This window comes from Chitinophaga oryziterrae (assembly GCF_009758125.1).
Classification (GTDB): Bacteria; Bacteroidota; Bacteroidia; order Chitinophagales; family Chitinophagaceae; genus Chitinophaga; species Chitinophaga oryziterrae.
In genome coordinates this window covers 34,341-54,076 of the sequence record NZ_WRXO01000013.1, presented here as the reverse complement: position 1 = coordinate 54,076, position 19,736 = coordinate 34,341, and the positions used below count along the sequence as shown (strand labels likewise).

Annotated in this window: 19 protein-coding genes; 9 read left to right on the top strand and 10 right to left on the bottom strand. The window is 39.0% G+C overall.

All coding sequences use genetic code 11. The features are described from left to right. Window positions 1-7 precede the first annotated feature (7 nt). Complete coding sequence (locus tag GO495_RS29805) at window positions 8-4,417, top strand: DUF6443 domain-containing protein (protein WP_157303609.1); 4,410 nt, start codon at window positions 8-10, stop codon at window positions 4,415-4,417. A 48-nt stretch (window positions 4,418-4,465) separates the two neighbouring features. Here GO495_RS29805 and GO495_RS29800 read toward each other — a convergent pair whose 3' ends face one another. The 3 genes from GO495_RS29800 to GO495_RS29790 form a co-directional block, all read right to left on the bottom strand. Further along, a complete protein-coding gene (locus GO495_RS29800; protein ID WP_157303608.1) occupies window positions 4,466-4,936 on the bottom strand; it encodes a hypothetical protein in 471 nt (156 codons plus the stop codon). 479 nt (window positions 4,937-5,415) lie between these two features. Beyond that, window positions 5,416-5,667: a VOC family protein gene (locus GO495_RS32770; protein WP_420808926.1), complete on the bottom strand. Its 252-nt coding sequence runs from the start codon at window positions 5,665-5,667 to the stop codon at window positions 5,416-5,418. Between the two features lie 696 nt (window positions 5,668-6,363). Beyond that, window positions 6,364-6,699, bottom strand: coding sequence for a winged helix-turn-helix transcriptional regulator (locus tag GO495_RS29790; RefSeq protein WP_157303606.1), 336 nt, complete (start codon window positions 6,697-6,699; stop codon window positions 6,364-6,366). Between the two features lie 113 nt (window positions 6,700-6,812). Between GO495_RS29790 and GO495_RS29785 the strand changes: the two genes are divergently transcribed. After that, the gene (locus GO495_RS29785; RefSeq protein WP_157303605.1) at window positions 6,813-7,679 is read left to right on the top strand and encodes an SDR family oxidoreductase; all 867 of its coding nucleotides are present in this window, start codon (window positions 6,813-6,815) and stop codon (window positions 7,677-7,679) included. A 715-nt stretch (window positions 7,680-8,394) separates the two neighbouring features. Here GO495_RS29785 and GO495_RS29780 read toward each other — a convergent pair. Continuing rightward, entirely contained in the window at window positions 8,395-8,748 is a 354-nt protein-coding gene (locus tag GO495_RS29780) for a DUF4260 domain-containing protein (protein ID WP_157303604.1), read from the bottom strand. Window positions 8,749-9,389: 641 nt separating this feature from the next. Between GO495_RS29780 and GO495_RS29775 the strand changes: the two genes are divergently transcribed. The 5 genes from GO495_RS29775 (at window position 9,390) to GO495_RS29755 (ending at window position 14,465) form a co-directional block, all read left to right on the top strand. Beyond that, the gene (locus GO495_RS29775; protein ID WP_157303603.1) at window positions 9,390-10,373 is read left to right on the top strand and encodes an aldo/keto reductase; all 984 of its coding nucleotides are present in this window, start codon (window positions 9,390-9,392) and stop codon (window positions 10,371-10,373) included. Between the two features lie 243 nt (window positions 10,374-10,616). Continuing rightward, complete coding sequence (locus GO495_RS29770) at window positions 10,617-11,024, top strand: VOC family protein (RefSeq protein ID WP_157303602.1); 408 nt, start codon at window positions 10,617-10,619, stop codon at window positions 11,022-11,024. A 305-nt stretch (window positions 11,025-11,329) separates the two neighbouring features. Continuing rightward, window positions 11,330-12,364 carry an MBL fold metallo-hydrolase gene (locus tag GO495_RS29765; protein ID WP_157303601.1) on the top strand — a complete coding sequence of 345 codons (1,035 nt, stop codon included), beginning with the start codon at window positions 11,330-11,332 and terminating at the stop codon, window positions 12,362-12,364. A gap of 433 nt (window positions 12,365-12,797) precedes the next feature. Beyond that, window positions 12,798-13,709, top strand: a complete 912-nt coding sequence (locus tag GO495_RS29760) for a helix-turn-helix domain-containing protein (RefSeq protein WP_157303600.1) — start codon at window positions 12,798-12,800, stop codon at window positions 13,707-13,709. A gap of 78 nt (window positions 13,710-13,787) precedes the next feature. Beyond that, the gene (locus tag GO495_RS29755) at window positions 13,788-14,465 is read left to right on the top strand and encodes a GDSL-type esterase/lipase family protein (protein ID WP_157303599.1); all 678 of its coding nucleotides are present in this window, start codon (window positions 13,788-13,790) and stop codon (window positions 14,463-14,465) included. 110 nt (window positions 14,466-14,575) lie between these two features. On the opposite strand, the gene GO495_RS29750 is transcribed toward GO495_RS29755, so the two are convergent. Continuing rightward, window positions 14,576-14,983, bottom strand: coding sequence for a nuclear transport factor 2 family protein (locus GO495_RS29750; protein WP_157303598.1), 408 nt, complete (start codon window positions 14,981-14,983; stop codon window positions 14,576-14,578). 345 nt (window positions 14,984-15,328) lie between these two features. Here GO495_RS29750 and GO495_RS29745 point away from each other — a divergent pair, with 345 nt between their 5' ends. Together GO495_RS29745 and GO495_RS29740 are read left to right on the top strand one after the other, a co-directional pair. Beyond that, window positions 15,329-15,940 (top strand): hypothetical protein, encoded by a 612-nt coding sequence (locus GO495_RS29745; RefSeq protein ID WP_157303597.1) that lies wholly within the window; start codon window positions 15,329-15,331, stop codon window positions 15,938-15,940. 359 nt (window positions 15,941-16,299) lie between these two features. After that, entirely contained in the window at window positions 16,300-17,187 is an 888-nt protein-coding gene (locus GO495_RS29740) for an alpha/beta hydrolase (protein ID WP_157303596.1), read from the top strand. A 91-nt stretch (window positions 17,188-17,278) separates the two neighbouring features. Here the strand turns inward: GO495_RS29740 and GO495_RS29735 are convergent, their stop codons facing one another. The 5 genes from GO495_RS29735 to GO495_RS29715 form a co-directional block, all read right to left on the bottom strand. Continuing rightward, a complete protein-coding gene (locus tag GO495_RS29735) occupies window positions 17,279-17,743 on the bottom strand; it encodes a MarR family winged helix-turn-helix transcriptional regulator (RefSeq protein ID WP_157303595.1) in 465 nt (154 codons plus the stop codon). Then, window positions 17,727-18,173, bottom strand: a complete 447-nt coding sequence (locus GO495_RS29730; protein ID WP_157303594.1) for an EVE domain-containing protein — start codon at window positions 18,171-18,173, stop codon at window positions 17,727-17,729. Before GO495_RS29730 ends, GO495_RS29735 begins: the two co-directional genes overlap by 17 nt. A 10-nt stretch (window positions 18,174-18,183) precedes the next feature. Continuing rightward, window positions 18,184-18,546: a VOC family protein gene (locus tag GO495_RS29725; protein WP_157303593.1), complete on the bottom strand. Its 363-nt coding sequence runs from the start codon at window positions 18,544-18,546 to the stop codon at window positions 18,184-18,186. 138 nt (window positions 18,547-18,684) lie between these two features. After that, window positions 18,685-19,092 carry an amidohydrolase family protein gene (locus GO495_RS29720; RefSeq protein ID WP_157303592.1) on the bottom strand — a complete coding sequence of 136 codons (408 nt, stop codon included), beginning with the start codon at window positions 19,090-19,092 and terminating at the stop codon, window positions 18,685-18,687. A gap of 50 nt (window positions 19,093-19,142) precedes the next feature. Further along, window positions 19,143-19,589 carry a hypothetical protein gene (locus tag GO495_RS29715; protein WP_157303591.1) on the bottom strand — a complete coding sequence of 149 codons (447 nt, stop codon included), beginning with the start codon at window positions 19,587-19,589 and terminating at the stop codon, window positions 19,143-19,145. Window positions 19,590-19,736: the final 147 nt, after the last annotated feature.

Sequence of the window (19,736 nt, the reverse complement as noted above, 5' to 3'; positions counted from 1 at the left end):
CAAACCAATGAAGAATATTACTTGTTTATTAGCACCGTTGGTTTTAATTCCTGTTTTATTATCTGCACAAAATAGTCCCGGAGGAGCAGCTAAACCATCAGCTACTCCTATAACCGTACCTTCTGCATACACAAATAATATTATCACGTTTATACGTACCTGGGAACCAGATATGCCACTCAGTGATACTGTAGCAATTACAACAAAGACGGTAAGAGAAGTAAAACAAAAAACGCAATATTTTGATGGACTTGGTTCGCCTTTACAGACTGTTGATAAAGGACTTAGTCCGGCAGGACGGGATATGGTGGTGCCGGTTATATATGATGCTTTTGGTCGTGAAGCATACAAATATCTACCTTATACACAGCAAACAGCAAATACCAGTGACGGGAAATTTAAAACAGATCCCTTTAACAGTCAGAAAACTTTTTATCAAAGCGTCGAATCTAATGGAGGAGCTGCTGACAATATTTTTTATACCAAAACAGAATATGAGTTCTCGCCCTTAAACAGGGATTTAAAAACATATGCTTCGGGCGATAGCTGGGTAAATAAACCAGTGGAAAAACAATATTTGACCAACCTTGATGCTGATTCTGTCCGTATATGGAATGTAACTTCCGGAAATGTAACCAGTGGTGGTACTTATACTGCGGGGATGATCTATAAGAACACGGTTATTGATGAAAAAGGAATGTCGTCAGTTGAATATAAAGACAAAGAGGGCAGATTGATCCTTCAGAAAATACAAAAAACGGCATCAACTACAGCACATGTTGGTTGGTTATGTACTTATTATGCGTATAATGATATAGGCAATTTGCAATTTATTATCCCTCCTTTAGCAACTGAGCTGGCAATGCGCAATAATTGGGTATTGACAAATGTGGCAGATGAACTTTGTCTTCAATATACTTATGATACGCGTGGCCGTTTAATTACGAAAAAAATGCCGGGAGTAGGAATCATTTCAATGGTTTACGATATCAGAAACCGCGTTGTCTTTACACAGGATTCTGTACAGCGTAGTAAGTCACCAAAGGAATGGACGACTAATTTTTATGATGGACTTAACCGGTTGGTAATGACAGCCATCTATGCTTCAGATGCTACCAGGGATGCACTACAGCAGAGCCTTAATACAGCAGCTTCTTCTCAGGATATCGTTACACAGATCCCGGCAAGAGCAGATTTAGCTTTATATGATTATGATAGTAGTATATCTTATACCGCCTCCAATTCAATAACTTTTCTACCAAACTTTGATTCTGGCTTAAGTGCTGAATTTACAGCTGAAATTAATCCCTCTGCACCTGCTGAAGTGATAACTATAGCGGCAGATAATCCACTACCCAATATTTCTGCGTCTTCGCTGACACCTTTGACTTATACATTTTATGATAGTTATGATTATAGCGGGAAACATAACTTTTTAAGCGCGGATTTGCAGAAACCAGTGGCACCGGATAGTTTATTCCCGGAAGCTATGCCAGCTTCATACAGTATGATGACTAATAGCCTTTTAACGGGTACAAAAGTTCGTGTACTGGGGACTGATCAATGGCTCACAACAACAATATATTACAATGATAAAGGAAGAGAGATACAGATTATAAGTGATAACGGATTAGGTGGAAAGAATGTTTTAACCACACTATACAGTTATAAAGGGAAAATAATAAGCACTTATCTCCGTAATCAGAATCCGGCAAGTCCTACCCAGCAGACTAGTTTATGGAACAGCATGACTTATGATCATGGAGGCAGACTAACCGCAATCAGGAAAAGGATCAATGACGATGTTTCGGGAGAGAAAACGGTTGTTACCTATTCCTATGATGAATTGGGACGTATAAAACAAAAACGACTTGGAGTAGATACAAACGGAGGACAACTTGATTCTCTTACGTATAGTTACAATATCCGGGGATGGCTGAAGAGCATAAATAAAATTTACGCGAATGGTATTGCCGGAAGTACAAGTAACTTTTTTGGAGAAGAATTGTCTTATGACTATGGATTTATCAATAATCAGTACAATGGTAATATCGCCGGAGTAAAATGGAGAAGTAAGTCTGATGGTATTACCCGGGCTTATGGCTATAATTATGACTCGCTTAACCGGTTTACAGTGGCTGATTTCACCCAGCAAAATACCAGTGGTGCCAATTGGACCAGAGATGTGATGGACTTCTCCGTTAATAATACTACCTATGATGCAAATGGTAATATTCTTACTATGAATCAAAAAGGAATGGTTGGAACTACTGCGCGGATCATTGACCAGTTAACATATACCTATAAGCCGAATGGTAGTAATAAGCTTGCTGCCGTATCTGATACAAGTAACACTACTGCCGCAAAATTGGGAGATTTTATAAATGGTAATGCATCTGGTGACGATTATTCATATGATGGTAATGGTAACCTTAAAATAGATAAGAACAAGGGTATCACTAATATAAATTATAATTATCTGAACCTGCCCACTACTGTTTATTTTAAGGATAAGGGAACTGTGTCCTTCCTGTACGATGCGAAAGGTAATAAGTTGAAAAAAACGGTAGTAGACAGCACAGTTTCCCCTGTAAAAACAATTGCGACAGCGTATGCAGGCAACTTTGTATATAATCAGGACAGCCTTGAGCTTTTAGCTCATGATGATGGACGAATCCGGCCCGTTTACAAAACAGGAAACCCAGTTACATATGTGTATGAATATTTTGAAAAGGATCATCTTGGAAACGTAAGGGTAGTATTGGGAGACCAGCTAGATTCGAGTTTGTACGTGGCTTCTATGGAGACTGCGTCTGCTGCCAAAGAGGTTGCATTATTCAGTAATATTGATGAAACCCGTGTTGTGAAGCCTGAAGGTTATCCGGAAGATAATGAGACAAGCCAAAATACGTATGTAGCTAAACTGAATGCAAAGTCAGATGGAAGAAAGATAGGACCTTCATTAATTCTGCGTGTGATGGCGGGAGATACAATAAGCATACGGGCCAACGCTTTTTATAAATCTAATGCACCTGCTGATAATAAGTCTAAATCGTTGACAGAGGATATGATACAGGCTCTTGTTAATGCGTTAGGAAATAATCTGCCTGCGGGAAACAATCATGCAGCATCAAATAATATAACTCCATCAAATGTGGGTTTCAATAATAATGATTATCAGACCTTAAAGGAACGGAATTCTTCTGATAATAATCCTGATAGACTTAAATCATATCTCAACTTTGCATTGTTTGACGATCAGTTCAAAATGGTTGAAAATAATAGTGGAGTGAGACCAGTTAAGGCTACCCCTGATGAGCTGCAAAATCTGGAAGTACAGAAGATGGTGATGGAGAAGAGCGGATTTCTTTATGTTTACACCAGTAATGAAACATCGCAGGATGTATATTTTGATAATCTGACAGTGGCTGTTAATAGTGGACGTTTGTTAGAGGATACTCACTATTATCCTTTTGGATTAACAATGGCAGGCATTTCATCTAATGCATTAAAAGGAATGAACTATCCGGAAAACCGACTTAAGTATAATGGGAAGGAATCACAGGCCAAAGAGTTTAAGGATGGCAGCAGTTTAAGCTGGTATGATTACGGCGCAAGAATGTATGATCCTCAAATAGGTAGATGGCATACTATAGATCCGCTTACGAGTAAGTATGAAGAATCCAGCCCATATTCCTATGCACTTAATAACCCTGTTAATGCAATCGATCCTGACGGTAAACTGGTGATTTTTGTTAATGGACATTGGAGCAGATTATCGTTCGGGGGCGTTTTTGGTCCCAATGAAGCAGGCCGATCTTACTGGGAGTATTTTGGAGAGAGATTTATAAAGGCAACAAACAGGTTATTTAATGATGATCATAATGCATTTGTAGATGGATCTTCTATGTTCGGATTTGATCAAAGCGGAGGGGATAGATTTTCAATAGGAAGAAAATATGCTGAGGAGCATTATCACGAGTGGCTTGGTCAGATGACAAGTGAAGATGAAGGATTTAATTTGATAGGTCATAGTGAAGGTGCTGCATTTGCTGCGGGTATTGCCTCTTATCTTTCTGAAATGGCATGGGGTAGTAATAAAGGGCATACAGTACGTACTATCCTGTATCTGTCAGCTGATGAGGCAGATGAGTTTGAGCAGGATAACCGGTATTTTGCAGGGCGTTCTATTCAGGTACATAATCTTAGTGACTGGGTTTCACCTTATAAACCAATAAAAGGAGTAGATACAGAGTTGAGAGTATATGATCCAAAGGCTGATTGGCGCAGCTATCATGGAACTACAGTCAACTCAAAACTCATGAGAGATCTTAAAGAATTAGTTACGAACACGGTTATGCTTAATGATTTTGACGTTAGGGTAGAAGGTAATAGGATTATTTATTACAGGAGGTAAAATAACAGGGTTGGTCACAGCTGGCCAACCCTGTTACTTTATAATATTTTATTCCAGGGGATTGTCTTTTTTATAGTAAGAAATAGTTACCTGGTCAGGGTGCTTAATATTGACATCCAATTGTTTTTCACAGACAGTACTATCTGAATCTTTGCCAGTGATCTTGATTTTAAAGAAAATAATATTCACTATTTTATAACTAGATTTATAAGACAAAACCGGAATTATTTGAGTAGTAACTTCTGTGGCAATTTTTTTCAGATAAGAAGTGTCTTTAGCACATAAATCAAACCCCTTATCCTCAAATTGAATCAAAAATTCACCATTTGAATTTTTCTCTACAATAGCTTTTTTATCATGTTCCATGCTAACTTTGCACCTGTATTTCTCGGAAAGGGTTTTACATAATTTAATTTCGTCTTTTGAAAGAGGCCAGGAAGCAGACCTGCATGCTATCAGTGAAAATGATGGTATGAAAAAAGTCGATACCAGGATAATAGTCCATTGTTTAGCCAGCATTATATATTATTATGTTCTTAAAGATACGATAACTTTTATATTTTCTCAATGGCCGCATCGTATAATTCCACTTAACATCTTTATAATCAATACTAATTGGTTCGAAACTTACCACTACTGGGCACAATACAACCCTGTAAGTCATTAATTTAAAGGGGGGTATTTCTCCGAATGTCATAAAATCACGCTTTTTAACCCTTTCTACCACTATTATTGACAGTTAAATGACAGGCGCAATGACAGTCGGTTTTACAGACATCTTCGCAAGGGGAATTCAGCCCCAAACACCCAATTTGACATTCAGTTTGACAGTTGAAATGACAGCCGGTTCTGGCAGTTACTTTAAAGACGTAATGTCAGTACTGACAAGAGTTACAGGCAAATTATTTTCAAGTTTATTTTCCTCTCCTTTTCACAGGAATTCCCGTTTGCTCTTAGACGTTACTCCTGCAGGTACTTTTTTTATTGGCATGGCACATTCATTGAGCGTGCAGGTCAGCTATGAATCCTATACGCTTGCCAATAACTGGCAAATCAAATGGCTTCCTGGTGATAGTAATACCTCTTCCACGAAGTTGCTCAATCGTCTCATCGACGCTTTCCACTGTTAAGCTAAAATGATGATATCCAGAAACGATTGGCAGCGTTGGATCTTGATGTGGATTTACCACCGGCCCTTGAATAATTTCTAACCAGAAATCGTCATCATTGGCAGGTGCAACATAAGCCATTAAAAGATCACCCGATACTCATTTTTCGACCAACCTGAAACCTAGCTTTTCAATGTACCATTGTGTAGTAGCTTCATAATCTGGTGTGTTTAAGTTTCTCAGTATTGTTGCAAGATGAAAATGTTGACGAAGCAACAGTTGCATATTTAATGGGCCACACAACTACCGATCAGGTTAGAAAAACCTATAAACGGCATAGACCTAAAGATCAGTTCAAATCAATCAGTCATCTACCTAAACCTGAACAAACGCCTTATTTTCTAAACTTAAATTTAGAAGAATAATAAAAAAATAATTCAACGTGTTATGGTATTAGAGACCATAGTTGATAAAATAACGGGAATTAAACTAGTAGACGGAAAGAAGAATGCTATCGTAGCTTACACAGCGAAAAATAAATCGGTCTCGCCTTTCTTAGTATAGATTCCAGACTCATGGATGAGAGGGTTGCATATTTTAAGCGTTTCGATGAAGGGTGACGGTTGAAAAAATTGCCTTCTCTACAGTAGCTTCATATTGACGAATGTGCTTTTAAATGAGATTGCTTGTGAGCGAAATATCTTTTACTTAATCCCAGGTAATGTTGATGTACTTGAGTAACAAGTTTACATAGGGAGCATTATCCTTATCTATCCCAAATACTACGTCACAATCACGTTGATTAGGAGTTTTGGTTACGCCTTCAATCGGAAAGCTTTATCTTACCTTAATTAGATTATCAATATTTTTTCTTTGCCAGGCTGCTATATCAATTAACAAAGGGCACAGACTTTTTCCAAAATCAGTGAGCGCATACTCAACCCGGGGAGGAAGCTCCTTGTACTGTTTCCTGCTGATTAAGCCATCAGCTTCAAGCTCTCTCAATTGTTCGGTTAACACCTTTTTTGAAATAGAAGGTAGCCTAACCTGGATTTCGCCAAAACGTCTAGTATTTTTGGAAAGCACATATAAAATTATCAACTTCCACCGTCCTCCAAACAGGGCTATCGTTGCTGTAACAGGACAGTCAGCATGGTCTAATTTATTTTCCATTAGTCACTTTTAGGTTACCACTTTTTGTCTTGTTACCAAAGGCAAGGGTAACTTTTCCAAATCAATATTTGTTTCTTTACATAACAAAAGTAATTAATCTTAAAACAAAAAATATGATTTTAGTAACCGGTGCAACAGGGAATTTAGGTAAAGCCACCATTAATTCATTATTAAACAGGGGTATAGCCCCAAACGATATTACTGCATTGGTAAGAGATGAAGCCAAGTCGGCAGAATTAAAATCAAAAGGACTTCAAATAAAACTTGGCGACTATCAGGATTTTGAGTCTTTAAAAAGTGCGTTCCAGGGCGTGGACAAGCTGGTGCTTATATCTTCTTCATCGGATATAGGCAAGAGGTTTGAGCAGCACAAAAATGCGATCAATGCAGCCAAGGAAGCTGGTGTTGGCCATATTATCTATACAAGCTTTGACATGAAAAATTTAGAACAAAGTATAATGGGTGAAGAGGTTCGATATCATGCATACACAGTTGATTATCTAAAACAAACAGCCGTTCCTTATACTTTAATGGATAATACCATGTATGCTGACATGATTCCCTTATTATCTGGAAGGGATATATTAAATAATGGCATTGCCATTCCTGCCGGAGACGGTAAAACTCCCTTTTTGCCAATAACAGAAATGGCTGAAACGATAGCTGTTGTACTGACTACTCCGGGTCATGAAAACAAAGAATATTTCATCACTGCAGAAACCGCTTTCTCCTTCGCGGAGATTGCTGACCTACTATCAGACATTACCGGAAAAACAATAACTTATCACCAACCGGAGGTAAGTTCATATATTGCATGGCTTATACAGACCGGTGCTTCTGAAGATGATGCAGCGTACATTGCAAGGTTCTGTGGGGCGATTGCTAACGGAGAATTCGATACTAATAAAAGTGATGTAAAAAAACTACTAGGCAGGAGTCCGGTCAGTTTAAAAGATTTTTTGCAAAACATATACAGTTAATTGGTAGAAGAGTAAATCCTATGTGGAAGTTTATACTGAAAAGTTTGGCGTAAAAGGGCTAATTACAGATAAAGAATAAGTAACTTAAAACCTTACTTAATAAAGGTAACTACAGTAAAAGACGGTGATAAAAATGATGGTGGGGCCGTCTGCTTTAAGTGTGTATTAGAGCGCATTTGCTCTTTTGAAGTAAAAGAGGGAACAGCACGAAGTTTATCCGAGTTCGGTCGTTTTGGGAATGGTACGGATTTAGCATTAATACAATAAAATACTAATCTAATGAATTAAGTACCTAAACTGCTCAACCTATTAATAATCAAATCCATTTGGTTCGAAAACTTACCGGCAGTGGGCACTTAAAGCCTTATAAATCTATGATTTATAAGGCTTTTTTCATTTCTATGAGTGTCATTTTGAAGGTTAAGGATTTCACAGAGTAGAACCATTGTCGGGTGTTTTATCCAAGAAGGCAAACACCGCTAAAAAGCGGTGTTTGCCTGTTTAATCATTTGATTCAATAAATTTTAATCGGTATTAATTTTTTATTGTGCACGCTGATGCTCTTCCTCACTGGCGGCACTCGTGCTCCGGGAAGCTGCAACATTTTTACCAAAGCGATGGGGAAAGCTTAAAGCCATATTCCGCCTTTCCTCCTAATGCCTCAAACCGCTGTGCTGAGCGAGTTAATTGATATTGACCAAGAATCAGGTATCTACTACCAAAAGACTTTCGAACCCAAATTTGTATGCCAAAAACTGTCCGGATATTTTAATCCCGCACCTATGGCTCTGTCCATACAGGCATGTGCAAGTAATATGATACCAGCCAGCATCAGGTTCCTGTTACCTTTTGCCAGGCCATAAAGTCCGATTGCAATACCTACACCCTTGAAGTGAACTAAATTGTAGGAAACTGCACCTACTTCAGGATCAACGGCATAGCCAAGCATACCCAGGTCAGGCAACATTAATAGTATAGGGAACCACCACCATTTCATATTTAAACGAGAGAATAAATAAATGCACCCAAGGAACATTATTAATTCTTCAATTTGTATTAGAATTTCCATTTTTTTAAGTTTAAAGAAAATTGTTAGATGTCTTATTATGATTACGATGTAAAGGTAGTGCTGCGGAGATCGTCAAAATTGTAAGAAAACGAAAGGTCAATCCCGTAAAAGCCATTGCCGCTGATTCCCGGCTTACGGAAAATTGCATACAACTTCGGTTTCAAAAGTATACCGGTTATTCTTCTAAGGAACTTTTGCGCTTACCTGCGTTTTAAAGCGGTTATCAACCATTTGCATGAATTGTCTCTCCCGTCCTGTTGTAACTGTACACTTTTATGAACATCTGAGAAAAGCTAAACAAGAATAGAGATAAAATTCATTTCTATTATGATCTGGGACACACACCAGGACAACGTCGCTGAATGTGTTAGCTAATATGCAAATTATTAATGCAAGCCTCTATTCATACCTTCTTTTATCCACCTGCCAAACACCATGTTATCTAAATATCGATTGTGAAAACGTATCCCTTCTGCCATCCTTCAATTTTTTCGCGAAGGCCGCGAATGGACTAAGATTTCTGTATTCAATCCCTTTTGATACCGGTCTTTCTCAATCAGTAATATTGGTAGGAAACCCCGTAATCTGTATACAAAGCGACTCGCCCTTCTTCCGCAATTTTGCAGCAGTAAACATACAAAATGAAAACACGACAATTAGGAACCTCAGGATTAGAAGTGTCCGAACTTGGTTTCGGCTGCATGGGATTAAGCCATGGTTATGGTCCGGCAACAAATGAAAACGATGCCATTGCACTCATTCAAAAAGCTTATGAATCGGGCATTACTTTCTTTGATACCGCAGAAGCATATGGACAAGGCGCTAATGAACAGTTGGTAGGAAAAGGATTGCACGATGTACGTGATAAAGTAATCATCGCTACCAAGTTTGGCTTTAAAAACGGCAAGAATACAGATGGTTTGGATAGTCGACCGGAACGCATCAGGCAGGTGGCGGAAAACTCCCTCCGGTATCTGCAAACCGATTATATCGACTTGTTTTATCAACACCGCGTGGACCCGAATGTACCTATTGAAGACGTTGCCGGAACCGTAAAAGATTTGATTGCCGAAGGCAAAGTAAAACACTTCGGTATGAGTGAAGCCGGCGTGCAAAGTATACGCAGAGCGCATGCCGTACAACCAGTGGCAGCCCTGCAAAGCGAGTACTCCATGTTCTGGCGCGAACCTGAAAATGAAATTATTCCATTGCTTGAAGAATTGGGCATTGGCTTCGTTCCGTTTAGCCCGTTGGGCAAAGGATTTTTGACGGGTAAGATGAATGCGGACACTGAATTTGACAAGACCGATTCCAGAAATATCCTTCCTCGCTTTACCAAAGAAAACCGCGAAGCGAATCAAACCATTGTTGACCTTGTAACAAAGATTGCGGGAGAACATAACGCAACGCCAGCGCAGATTGCATTGGCATGGCTGCTGGCGCAAAAGCCATGGATTGCACCGATTCCGGGAACTACAAAAATGACTCGCCTAAAAGAAAATACAGGTGGTGCAAACATCACCTTAAACGATGATGATTTAGCCAATATCAATAAGGTTTTGGACAACATCAGCCTTCAGGGAGAACGCTATCCCGCAAGCATGGCAGACCTGCAAGGCAGGTAAGCAGGTCATACTAGCGGTGATACATCTTCCTATGGCTTCTAATTTCTATGGACCGCCGCAACCGGAATTGAATAAATAATTCAATCATGAAGAATGTAATTATTCTTGGCGCTGCCCAAACGCACAAAATCACGTTTAAAATGGACAACCGCTATTTTCGATTTGACGGAAAAATCCGACAATACTACTGACATAGGGTTGTCACCCGGGCAGATTTATTTTGTGTCAATTAAAATCAACACAATGAATCTTTCTTCAATTCGCATTATTACCGCCGACATTAAGCGCCTTGTCCAGTTTTATGAAATCGCCACAGGAATGCCATTTACATGGTACACTGATGATTTTGCTGAAATGAGAACGTCCTCCGGAGCTTTAGCTATAGGAAGTACCCGTACTTTGGCTTTTTTTGGCGGTGATGATGTTGCCAGTGCCGCCAGTAACAGATCAGTTATTATTGAGTTTCTGGTTGATGATATGGATAACGAATACCAGCGATTATCTAACATAACTGGTATAGACATTATACAAGAGCCAACAACAATGCCATGGGGGAATCGTTCTATTTTATTCAGAGATCCTGACGGTAATCTGGTCAACTTCTTTACACCTGTGTCACAAGAAGCCCAAAAAAGGTTTCAGGAAAAATAACGTGACGGGTGTTTTTTCTTCAGGTAATTTCGCCAAAACATCGTGTCAGGCAATATCAAATTATTTGAAAACATATCAATTGAAAAGGTCGGAGATGTCTCTCCGATCTTTTTTTATGGTCATCCATGCCTCTCTATTCCCGGTTATCAGCTCAACAATTCGTCAGAATATTTACCTCTTGTTAAAATATCCACACACCTGATTCGTCAATAAACTCATAGGAAAAAATTAATCAGGATAACTATCAAATACCTGAAGATAGCATTTCCCTACTGTTATCATTGATAATCACTATTTTAATATATATGAGACATCCACTATTCGGGAAAAAGCCTACGGGAAAAAGATTAGAATTAATCAAACAATCGCCGAATTATAAAGACGGGCAGTTCCAGAACATTCACAATACGCCGCAACTTTCAGAGGGGTATAGCATGGGAGGCGTTTTATATGACTTTATGTTCAAAAAACGTTTGCGTATGCGTCCCGTAGATTCATTACCCTCTGTAAAAACTGATCTGCTGGCGGTTGCACCCGATCAGGATGTGTTGATTTGGTTTGGTCACTCATCTTATTTTATACAGTCAGGAGGAAAGCGCTTCCTTGCAGATCCGGTCTTTTCTGGCAGCGCTTCGCCTCTGCCCGGAGGTACTAAGGCATTTAAAGGTGCTGATATTTACACAACTGATGATTTCCCTGTAATAGATTACCTGTTCATATCGCATGACCATTACGATCATTTGGATTATAAGACCGTGCTCGCACTAAAGAGCAAGGTGGGTAAAGTGATCTGTGGTCTGGGAGTAGGAGCGCACCTGGAAAGATGGGGCTATAAGCCTGACCAGATCATAGAGACAGATTGGTGGCAGGATGTGGATCTGGGAGATGGATTTGTTGTACACACAGCACCTACCCGTCACTTCTCAGGCAGGAGTTTTTCCCGGAATAATACACTATGGCAATCTTATATATTGCAAACACCGGCCATGAAGATCTATATAGGAGGTGACAGCGGTTATGATACTCATTTTGCCGAAATAGGAAAAAAATTCGGTCCGATAGATTTCGCCATTCTTGAAAATGGTCAGTATGACCTTGCATGGAAGTACATTCATATGCAGCCGGAAGAGGTCCTGCAGGCAGCAAAAGACCTGAAGGCAAAAAGACTGCTGCCGGTCCACTCCTCCAAATTCACGCTTGGCAATCACCCCTGGGATGAGCCTTTACAGAGATTAACGGCAATTGCAGACATTCCATTAGCTACGCCTATGATAGGCCAGCTCGTGGACTTGCGCAATGATAAACAGATATTTAAGGACTGGTGGAAAGACGTGAACTAATATGTAATAGCGCCAATTGTCCCGCCAGTCAGGTACATCTAAAGAAAATTCTCTGAAACAAAATGCTCTATATTTAGCAATTCAATCCGGTTAACTTTATCATAATCAAAACTATTTGGTTCGGAAACTCACCAGTTCCGGGCACAGTACAACCCTGTAAATCAATGATTTACAGGGTTGTATTTCTCCAAGTGTCAGAAAATGACACTTTTTAGGGATCAGGTTGATTACTCTCTTTCAAGTCAGAATAGGTTCGATTTCCCGAATTTTATTATTACTCCTTTTAGAATCCTGTTAACTTTCTCCAATACATTTCTACTTTTTTAATATTTTTATTTATAAATCAGTTTAGTATTGCTGAGAATTTGAAATTCTTTGAAGAATCATCTACCTGGGATAATGCGACTTTACAGATATAAACTTTTGAAATCTTATGTACTTTACAAGCTTACCCAATCATAAGGAGATAGGATTTGATGAGCAACTTCATTTCAGTAAATTCAAGAGGCACAACGTCATCTTTAATGCGATATCGAACCTAAGTTATTGTGAGCGTCATGTAGGCTGTCTGTCCATTAAAACAGTAGTAAGCGGAGAAGAATGGTATAATATAGATAACCGGGAGATTGCCGTACGGCCCGGACAGTTCCTGATGTTAAATGACGACCAGGAATACTCGTGCAGGATTGATGGTCCCGAAAAAACCAATATTATATCAGTTTTTTTCAGCAAAGATTTTTCCTCCTCTGTGTTCCGGGATGCTTTATGTAACGAGGACACTTTATTGGATTCACCCTTTGAATCAATAGGAAAGGCCCCCGAGTTCTTTCAAACGCTTTATAATAATGACATTAGATTACAGCAAAAGTTACAAAACCTCGTATTATCGTTGAATGATTGCGGATATGACAATGACAGAGTAGATGAATCCCTGACTTTTCTGCTGCATGATCTGTTATGTGCACACAAAGCGGAAGTACATCGCGTTGGCAGGGTAAGCGCAATCAAGCCGAATACCAAAACAGAGATCTATAAACGATTGTGCATTGCTAAGGATTTCATGCATTCCACTTTCATGTACAAATCTGACCTATCCTTAATGAGTCAAACAGCATGCTTATCCGCACCACAATTGATCAGGCAATTCAAAGCTGTATTCAAAACCACTCCCCATCAATATCTTACACAGATCAGACTTGCCTATGCCGTGAGGTTATTAAAACATTCCACTATGTCAGTAAATGAAATCACCTTGGCCTGTGGATTTGAAGATACCAGTGCCTTTTGCCGTTCATTCAAAAAAGAATATAGCGTTTCACCTGGCAGTTTTAGAAAAATGATCTGACAAATTGAGTATTTCTGCATATTCTCTTTAATGCTTCTGGAATAGCTTTGTATCCTGAAAGCATTAAATTAAAAAGATATGAAAAGATTGCTGATTCCGCTTATTTGTCTGATTACCACCACTGCTGCTGGGCAAAATATAGCTTATGACACCATCCGGTATGAAAAAAAATATTACGAAAAAAGAGTAGCTCTTTTCAAACTTGAGTGCGTAAAAAAACACAGCGTAATTTTCCTGGGAAATAGTTTAACCGAGTTTGGGGATTGGAAAAAATTGCTCAATGATTCAACCGTTGTAAATAGAGGTATTGCGGCTGATAATACATTTGGTGTTTTAGATCGTTTGGACGATGTAATTATTCATCAACCTCCTAAACTTTTTATTGAGATAGGAATAAATGATATTTCTCAGAACATTCCAGCCGACGTCATAGTGAAAAATATCCTGACCATTGTGGCTCGTGTAAAAGCAGGATCACCGGGAACAATCATTTATGTTAACAGCATTTTGCCAACAAATGATAATGTCAAAAAAGAATATCCGGATGCATTCAACAAAAACACTGAAATAGATTTAGTCAATAAGCAATTAAAGCTAAGCACAATAGAAAATAAATTTTCTTATATCGACCTAAGTAAGGAATTACGAGATAAGAATGGAGATTTAGATATAAGGTATGCTAAATCTGACGGACTTCATCTTAATAAGAAGGGGTATGAGATTTGGACTAAGCTTTTAAAGGCACAAAAGCATTAATTGAAATAATCATGACTTAATCCGACAAAGAAACTTATTTCATTAAACATTTAAAAATCAATATAATCTGGTTCAAAACCCATCACAACCGGGTACAACCTAAACCATATTTAAACTGTTGTATAATTCCTGGAGAAAAACGTATCAACCACATGCTGGTCCTGCGGAAAATTGTGTACCTCCACGATACGGTCACCATCGAACTTCCACAGCAGGCACGACATATTGTGCAGGTTATCTTCGCCATGCAGGTTGCTCCAGTTTGTATGGCAATCGATCACATAGGTATCATTCAGGCCCATTACGATGGGTTCTGCCATGAAGGCGCACTTTTCCAATTGACGGAAATAAGCCAGCACTTCATCGATGCCTTTTTTGGTGCCGCTTAAGGGATGTTTGCCGGGAATATGCCATTTGATATTTTCATCGAGGATAGAGCGAAGCTTGTCCATATCGTTATTGGCATAAGCTTCAAAAAAACGGTGGATCAGAATAAGATTTGGGTGCATTGCTTCCATAATGTAAGGTTAATAACGGTTATATGACTTCAAACTGCATTTTATTAAGAATCACAGAACAGGCTGTAAGGTCCTGAACGCCCAGCCAAGATATGGATTTTTTGCAAGTGCGCCTGCATATTTCCCACAGTTTGTATTCAACTCCAAAGAATCTACGTAAATATGATCAGCAATAGTAAAGCAATCTTCAATTACCGTGATAAATTTAGATCTCATCCCCCAGAAACCGCGATATTTTAGTATATTAGTTATTAAATCAATTCTCTGTTAGGCCTTTGAAAGTCTTACGAATTTCAAGGCTCGATATAGTTATTATTATCAAATACCTCAAAATAATTATTTAGCATGCATGAATATAATAGTGGATATGATGATGGTTATTATGCAGGAAAAAATGCATCACGTAGTGAAAAGCAAATCGCAGATGCGACTAAGGCTACTTTTTCATTAGCAGGATATATAACTATTATTCTTCTAGGCATTTTGACAACTTGCGTCATTTTTAGTGGATCCCTTATGGTGGCACATTTATTTCTGAAAGCAATAGGAATGTATAGAAATTCTGGTACTTGGGAATATATACTTTGGCTCTTGGGATTAGGATATCTGGTTACCTGTTTGCTTTTTTATATAAAGGGAATAATGATCATTGGAAAAGTGAATGGAAATTGGTGGTGGATTCCGCTATTTCTTCTCTGTTTGTTCGTTATTTGCATTATGCCAACATTGGTCTTTCAAAGTATGCTGGAATATTGGTTAGGACCGTCGAAAAGAACAGGAGAAGGAGGTATAAAATTTTACATAGTTTTTAGTTGGGTAATTGCCATATTAATCGGCTTTTTTATTTATCAACGTTATAAACTAACTCAGGACTATGGATGGTTTATAGCAAAATGGGCCTATCAACTGGGAATCAAAACTGCGAAAAGTATTTCAAATCAGGATACTAACACTTAAGACTAATTAATCTACTGATAATCAAATTAAACTGGCTCGAAAGCTTACCACCACTGAGCACAAAAAAATGGCAAAACGCCTGAGGTAATACCTCCGGCGTTTTGCCATTTTAAATATTTTACCCAAAAGTAGACTATGCTTATAGCAGAAGTTGCAGCAAAAGTGCTTAGTAAGGTAGCGCCGCCTGGGGGCAACTATAGTTACCTAACCCGGCAACAACATATTCTCTATTAATATCTGAACGCATTAGGCTCGTCTATTTATTATTATCAGTTCTCTTTCTCAGATTAATCGAGTAGATTAGTATGATTTGATAAACGAACCTAAATTCTTCAAACAACCGTCCCAAACTTAAAAATATGAACAGCCCCAATAATCCACTCAAAATTTTCACAATCCTTTTTTTACTCGTCACGTTACAGTCAACCGCTCAAAAGAAAGCGTTATACAATCATACTTCGAGTGAAATCGTAGTAATTCCTTCTAAAATATTGAATGAAGATCGTACGATCTATATCCATTATCCAAAGTTGGATTCTATGAATTTATCTAAACGATTCCCGGTATTATATTTAATGGACGGAGAAAGCCATTTTGATATGCTTTCCCAATATACCGACTATCTAAGCCGGTGGGATGTAAATGTCATACCGCAAATGATAGTAGTAGGTATCCCCAATACAAAACGAACAAGGGATCTCACACCCACAAAAAGCATCATTAACTATTTCGGACAACCTGATACGAGTAACATATCCCGGATGAAACCGAGTGGTGGCAGTGATCAGTTCCTGCAATTCATACAAGATGAATTAATGCCTTACATTGAGACGAACTACAAAACCAAACCTTTTAAAATATTTGCGGGGCACTCTTTTGGCGGTATTACTTCCATTTACTGTATGCTTACTCATCCCGATATGTTCAATGCCTATATTTCAATAAGTCCTTCTTTTTGGTGGGATGGAGAATATGTATTAAAACCGACTGATAAAAAACTAGAAAAAGGATCTGTGCTCAATAAAACACTTTTTTACTGTGATGCAAATGAAGGAGTAACAGACACTGGTTCCTTCCATACCAATTTATTGAAATTTGACACCTTACTAACCCATAAAGAATTGAAAGGGTTATGTTATAAGTATAAATACTACCCGGCAGAATCGCATATGACCGAACCTATCGTTGCCTATTACGATGCATTACGCTTTATTTACAGAGACTGGAAAAGTTCCGACGCAAAATGAGTATGCAACATAGTTAAATCCCTTTTTTATTCTGAGATTCACAGACATCGTTTCACTAACCACTGATTGTAGTCATCCTGCTAATACTAGTTTATATCTCTTTATTGTTCTGTTCTATCAGTGCCGCCATCGTTGAATTAAAGGTCGTTAGATCTGTTCCTAACTTGTTAAAAAAATCCAGATCGACAGTTTCTACACAGATAATGGCTTTTTGCAGCACCCTCTCTCCATCCCGGGTCAGTTTGATAGTCTTTGCCCGGGTATCTGTCGGGTGCTCATGGCGGGTGATGAATTTCTTCTCTTCCAGCGTCCTCAACACCTTTGATACCATCATCCTGTCCGCATTGCCCTGATTGGCTATATCCACCTGCGTAACCTTATCATTTTCCCTGGATAACCAGGCTAATGCACAGAGCAGTACGAACTGGGTATGCGTCAGGTCCAAAGGATCTAAGACACGCTTTTGTTTCCTCTGCCATAACATGGTCAACTGTCCCAGAAGATAACCCGGACTGTCTTCGGGCTTTTTAAAATGAAATTCAATTTTTCTGGGCATATTCTTTTTGTAGCATCTGTGAAGAAATCAGTTCAAAGTCATGCCGGTTGATCTCGAAGAAACCAAAACGGAATGGATAGCCCCAGCTTTTCTTATTGCGGATAAAATTCAGTTCAGGAATTAACGGCAAAATGGAAACATCCCCACCTGGCAAAAATTCAATATTACGTCTTGATGGGCAAAAGTCCCCGGACACCCGGAACTGATAGATTTCGTCATCCATAACCTTTCCTATAGCGGTAAATTCCTGGCATACCTCAGGTTTTCCCAGTGTCTGCTTACCCGAATAATAGATAATGAAATCATCCTTACGCATCCTTTTCAAAGGCGATGCCTTTCCATGACAGGTCTGGGCAATCCCCTCTGCAATTCCGGTTTTGACATGGTCCTTCGATGCCACGATGATCCAGTATTTTATATCCCTGTTCATATCGATATGATTAGTTTGACTTCAGAAAGGTGATGTTGTATCCATCGGGGTCTTTGGCAATAAGGATTTTTCCGAAAGGTGTTTCCCTGATCGGCCCCAACAGTGTCACATTCTTTGCTAATAACTGAGTTTGCAGGTCCTCTATTTCCCCATCGATTGCAAACCAGAGCGAGGTACCGATGCCCAGTTCTTTTCCTTCCAGGTTACCGATGGGCGTTCTAATGGCAAAACTTGCCTCACCCTTGTTGTATCTAAAAATGCAAGCCTCCGGATTGGGTATTCCTGCTTCCTCAAACCCGAGTTTTGTGGTGTAAAATTCTTTCGAGGTCTCAAGGTCCCTAACTTGAAGGGATGCAAATTCTAATTTTCTCATCGCGCATATTTTTTGTCGTCACAAATATAGTATACGCGACAACAATATCCTAATGCTTTATTTATTATTTTCAAATTACCCTTTCCTGGTATTGAAAAAGCTCTCCATCAGGACATTTTATTACTTGCAAATATTACTTCAGTTTTTTAGAACAAAACCATCTTTAATAATTGTTTTGTCGGCAAGAAAGTTTTTAAAATTGTCAAAAGGGCTATTATTCCAAATAAGGAGATCGGCTTTCTTTCCTTTTTCAATCGAGCCGTATTTATCGTCAATGCCTAAAGCAATCGCACCGTTTATAGTTGAGATCTGTAGAATTGAAAGGACTGAAAATCCATATTCAGCTAATAATAGCTGCTCGGAGATCATTGCTCTGCCGCCATCAGGCCAGTCAGTGCCAATCCGTAGTGTTATTCCTTTGTCAAATGCCTGTTTGACATAGCCCATAAATATTTTAAAATTCTCCCTACACCTGGCTAATTGTGCTTGGGATAACGAGGTATCTGGTTTGTTAGTGAAATAGGTCAATCCAAAAGGCTCGGCCATAAGGTGGATCGATTAAAAAGCCGAAACAATGTGTTTCGGCTTTTCTTATCTTATCTTCCTCCCAATGGTGGTATCCTGACCCTCAGGTTCACACATCCTGATGATGGCAGGGTAATAATTCCTCCCGTATCAGGGGCGCCATGTGACCATGATATCACGAAAGTGGGCTGTGCAAATACAAGCCCTATAAAATGCAGGAACATGTCATGATCTTCCTGAGATTGAAATACCTCCGGATGATTGATCGCATATATTACCGAAGCATTTGCCTTATCAATATAATTCGGATTAGGGAAAGTGATATTTTCAGCTATAGCCGCACAAACTATCTGGCAATAACGGTCAAAAAGTTGTTTCGCCTCATCCAGCGAACGCGGATACAGATAGAAGCCATGGCCACTTACTGAGAAGAAATCAAAATAGGCCTGGTTCTGATCAACCGGGGGAGAAGACGGCGTGGTGTTAATGGGATCAGAAGGTGGCGCCGGCGTAAGCACTACCGGGGGCGCGGGTGGTACCAGTTGTACCGTATGTCCGCCATCACCGCTTATATCCCAATAAGTTGAAAGGCAATCATTCCGGCAAGAAACTTAATAACTGACAGGCACAATTTTTAATGATGATTTCAAGGATTTTATTCAAGC

What these genes read in the sequence shown, in the direction of transcription:
- GO495_RS29805 (WP_157303609.1), top strand. Translation starts at nt 8, where the DNA reads ATGAAGAATATTACTTGTTTATTAGCACCGTTGGTTTTAATTCCTGTT.
- GO495_RS29800 (WP_157303608.1), bottom strand. Translation starts at nt 4,936, where the DNA reads ATGCTGGCTAAACAATGGACTATTATCCTGGTATCGACTTTTTTCATA.
- GO495_RS32770 (WP_420808926.1), bottom strand. Translation starts at nt 5,667, where the DNA reads ATGGCTTATGTTGCACCTGCCAATGATGACGATTTCTGGTTAGAAATT.
- GO495_RS29790 (WP_157303606.1), bottom strand. Translation starts at nt 6,699, where the DNA reads ATGGAAAATAAATTAGACCATGCTGACTGTCCTGTTACAGCAACGATA.
- GO495_RS29785 (WP_157303605.1), top strand. Translation starts at nt 6,813, where the DNA reads ATGATTTTAGTAACCGGTGCAACAGGGAATTTAGGTAAAGCCACCATT.
- GO495_RS29780 (WP_157303604.1), bottom strand. Translation starts at nt 8,748, where the DNA reads ATGGAAATTCTAATACAAATTGAAGAATTAATAATGTTCCTTGGGTGC.
- GO495_RS29775 (WP_157303603.1), top strand. Translation starts at nt 9,390, where the DNA reads ATGAAAACACGACAATTAGGAACCTCAGGATTAGAAGTGTCCGAACTT.
- GO495_RS29770 (WP_157303602.1), top strand. Translation starts at nt 10,617, where the DNA reads ATGAATCTTTCTTCAATTCGCATTATTACCGCCGACATTAAGCGCCTT.
- GO495_RS29765 (WP_157303601.1), top strand. Translation starts at nt 11,330, where the DNA reads ATGAGACATCCACTATTCGGGAAAAAGCCTACGGGAAAAAGATTAGAA.
- GO495_RS29760 (WP_157303600.1), top strand. Translation starts at nt 12,798, where the DNA reads ATGTACTTTACAAGCTTACCCAATCATAAGGAGATAGGATTTGATGAG.
- GO495_RS29755 (WP_157303599.1), top strand. Translation starts at nt 13,788, where the DNA reads ATGAAAAGATTGCTGATTCCGCTTATTTGTCTGATTACCACCACTGCT.
- GO495_RS29750 (WP_157303598.1), bottom strand. Translation starts at nt 14,983, where the DNA reads ATGGAAGCAATGCACCCAAATCTTATTCTGATCCACCGTTTTTTTGAA.
- GO495_RS29745 (WP_157303597.1), top strand. Translation starts at nt 15,329, where the DNA reads ATGCATGAATATAATAGTGGATATGATGATGGTTATTATGCAGGAAAA.
- GO495_RS29740 (WP_157303596.1), top strand. Translation starts at nt 16,300, where the DNA reads ATGAACAGCCCCAATAATCCACTCAAAATTTTCACAATCCTTTTTTTA.
- GO495_RS29735 (WP_157303595.1), bottom strand. Translation starts at nt 17,743, where the DNA reads ATGCCCAGAAAAATTGAATTTCATTTTAAAAAGCCCGAAGACAGTCCG.
- GO495_RS29730 (WP_157303594.1), bottom strand. Translation starts at nt 18,173, where the DNA reads ATGAACAGGGATATAAAATACTGGATCATCGTGGCATCGAAGGACCAT.
- GO495_RS29725 (WP_157303593.1), bottom strand. Translation starts at nt 18,546, where the DNA reads ATGAGAAAATTAGAATTTGCATCCCTTCAAGTTAGGGACCTTGAGACC.
- GO495_RS29720 (WP_157303592.1), bottom strand. Translation starts at nt 19,092, where the DNA reads ATGGCCGAGCCTTTTGGATTGACCTATTTCACTAACAAACCAGATACC.